Below are 2986 nucleotides of genomic sequence, written 5' to 3' on the forward strand. Positions count from 1 at the left end.
TTACAAATAGAGTGAAAAAGAAAAGTGAGGGAACGTATATATGACTGTAAAAATTAAAGTTTATTCTGATTTTATATGCCCATTTTGTTTTTTAGGAACAGGTCCTTTGGATGAGGTTGTAAAGGAAAAAGATGTAGAAGTCGAATGGATGCCATTTGAATTGCGTCCTAGTCCATCTCCGAAAATTGATCCATGGACACTGCCTCATGTAGTGGAAGCTTGGAATTCATTTATTCATCCTACTGCTAAAAAATTAGGATTAGAAATGAAGTTACCACATTTGCGTCCGTATACGCATCTTGCGTTTGAAGGTTGCCAATTTGCAAAGGAACATGGAAAAGGAAATGAGTTTCACCATAGAGTGTTTATTGCACATTTCCAAGAGGAACAAAATATTGAAGACATCGAAGTATTAACAAAATTGGCGGAGGAAGTGGGACTTTCTCAGGATGCATTTAAAGAAGCATTAGTATCACGAAAATACCGAGAAGTGCATCAAGAAGCTATAAAACATGCCCATGAGGAAGCACAAATTATGGCTGTTCCAACGTTCATTATTGGTGACGAGGTCATTCAAGGATTTACTAGCAAAGAAAGATTAGCAAAGGCGATTGATCAAGAACTAGAAAAGGGTAAAGAGAATGAGTTAGATGGACTGCAATGTAATGTAGATGGAGATTGTTAATGTTATAAATACTTGATGATTCATATATAAAACCTCCTTTAATAAAGTCAACTGAGTTGACTTTATCAGAGTTCTATTGTACTATATGTAATGTAGTCAATCGAGTTGACTATGTTTTTTGTTATAAAAGAAATAGGATGCTCTTTCGAATGAGTAAATATAGAACAATGTAAGAGTGAGTAACAGGAGGAAAAGAGAATGACAACAGTTTTATTTGTAAAAGCAAACAATCGTCCAGCAGGTCAGGCGGTTAGTGTGAAATTATATGAGGCATTTTTAGCAAGCTACAAAGAATCACATCCAAATGATACAGTGGTAGAACTTGATTTATACAATGAAGAATTGCCATATGTAGGAGTAGATATGATTAACGGTACATTTAAGGCTAGTAGAGGATTTGATTTAACAGCAGAAGAAGCAAAAGCAGTAGCTGTTGCTGATAAATATTTAGATCAATTCCTTGCAGCTGATAAAGTAGTCTTTGGTTTCCCATTATGGAATTTAACAATCCCAGCTGTACTACACACATATATTGATTACTTAAACCGTGCAGGCAAAACATTTAAATATACGCCAGAAGGTCCAGTAGGTCTTATTGGAGATAAGAAAATTGCATTATTAAACGCAAGTGGCGGCGTATACTCTAAAGGACCAAAAGCTGAAATGGAAATGGCTGTTAAATATGTAGCAAGTATGATGGGCTTCTTCGGTGCAAAAGATATAGAGACAGTAGTAATTGAAGGTCACAACCAATTCCCAGATAAAGCAGAAGAAATTATTGCCGAAGGTCTTGAAAAGGCTGTTAAAGTAGCAAGTACGTTCTAATTAACAAAACACTTGTCACACAATATGGCAGTACCAACACTTTTATAGCGGTGGTACTGCTTTTTTATTCGCTTATCTCGCTACTTTTGGGCGGTAAGAACATTCTTAACTTATTAAACGATAGAAAGCAGGATTACATTACAATGGAACGTTTATGGACAAAAAACTATATAATGCTGACAATTACAGCATTATTACTATTTAGTGGTTTTTATTTACTAATGCCAACATTACCTATGTTTATTAAACAATTAGGTGGAAGTGAATCCCAAGTTGGATTTATTATTGGAGTATTTACCATATCGGCAGTCATTTTACGTCCTATTGTTGGAGGATTAATGGATCGATATGGCCGCCGCGTATTTATAATAAGCGGACTACTATTTTTTGCAATTACAATGTATTTTTACGATTGGGTAACAGGAGTTATATTTTTAGTGGTATTACGTATCCTTCATGGAATCGGCTGGGCGATTGCTACAACTTCGATCGGAACGGCTGTGACTGATGTTATTCCACAATCTCGTCGCGGAGAAGGAATGGGATGGTATGGACTTGCAATGACTTTGGGCATGGCTTTAGGACCAATATTAGGTCTTTGGGTCGCAAAATCATTTTCATTTCATTATCTATTCCTTCTATGCACAGCGTTAGCACTTATTGCATTCATACTTGCATTTGGTACAAAAATTCCAGCAGTTCAAAGTGCATCAAAAAAACCAATATCATTTTTTGAAAAAACCGTTTTGCCAATCGCCATTGTTACATTTTTCTTATCCCTTACTTTTGGCGGCATTACAACATTTTTACCGCTGTTTGCAGCACAAATTCAAGCTAATGCTGGTACTTTTTTCTTAGTTTACGCTGTTACACTTACAGTAATTAGACCGCTTGCTGGAAAGATATCCGATAAACATGGAGAAGGGGTCATTATTGTTCCTGCACTTATTACACTGATAGTCGCACTATGCGTTCTAACAATGACAAAAGGGATTGTTGGACTAGTTATTACAGCTATTTTGTACGGAATTGGATTTGGATCAGCACAACCTGCGCTTCAAGTAGCAACGATACGATTAGCTCCACCAGAGAAAAGAGGAGTAGCAAACGCTACATTTTTTACAGCTTTTGATTTAGGGATTGGTTTAGGATCTATTATTCTAGGATTTGTTTCACAAATCATGGGATATCAAATGTTATTTATTGTTTGTGCTGTATCTGGGTTTATTAGTTTGGTACTTTTTATTTTGTTTGTAAAAAAGACATTAAAATAACTTTACTCATCTCCCGTACTTCGTTTTCATCATTGTTTCCATTATAACGAGGTGGTGGGTGTTGGTTTGAATTAAAGTTTGATCAAAGTATTGCTGCAAATATTGATTTTATAAATAGAAGAAACCCACACACTTTGAAAAAGTTTAATCAAAATGGGTGGGTTTTAATTTTGGATTCCTTAATTTTTTATAAAAAAGATTG

General features: G+C 35.3%; 3 protein-coding genes. All 3 read left to right on the forward strand.

The features are described from left to right. The first annotated feature begins 40 nt into the window (after window positions 1-40). The 3 genes from V7183_RS19915 to V7183_RS19925 all read left to right on the forward strand — a co-directional run bounded on the left by V7183_RS19915 (window position 41) and on the right by V7183_RS19925 (window position 2784). A complete protein-coding gene (locus V7183_RS19915; protein ID WP_097898162.1) occupies window positions 41-685 on the forward strand; it encodes a DsbA family oxidoreductase in 645 nt (214 codons plus the stop codon). Between the two features lie 198 nt (window positions 686-883). Next, complete coding sequence (locus V7183_RS19920; protein ID WP_097898161.1) at window positions 884-1510, forward strand: FMN-dependent NADH-azoreductase; 627 nt, start codon at window positions 884-886, stop codon at window positions 1508-1510. A gap of 143 nt (window positions 1511-1653) precedes the next feature. Then, the gene (locus tag V7183_RS19925) at window positions 1654-2784 is read left to right on the forward strand and encodes an MFS transporter (protein ID WP_335360592.1); all 1131 of its coding nucleotides are present in this window, start codon (window positions 1654-1656) and stop codon (window positions 2782-2784) included. Window positions 2785-2986: the final 202 nt, after the last annotated feature.

The organism is Bacillus sp. JJ1127 (genome assembly GCF_036965845.1).
In the GTDB taxonomy this organism is placed as follows: Bacteria; Bacillota; Bacilli; order Bacillales; family Bacillaceae_G; genus Bacillus_A.

Bases quoted from the DNA above. Each gene is read 5' to 3' on its own strand.
- V7183_RS19915 (WP_097898162.1), top strand. From the start codon at position 41: ATGACTGTAAAAATTAAAGTTTATTCTGATTTTATATGCCCATTTTGT.
- V7183_RS19920 (WP_097898161.1), top strand. From the start codon at position 884: ATGACAACAGTTTTATTTGTAAAAGCAAACAATCGTCCAGCAGGTCAG.
- V7183_RS19925 (WP_335360592.1), top strand. From the start codon at position 1,654: ATGGAACGTTTATGGACAAAAAACTATATAATGCTGACAATTACAGCA.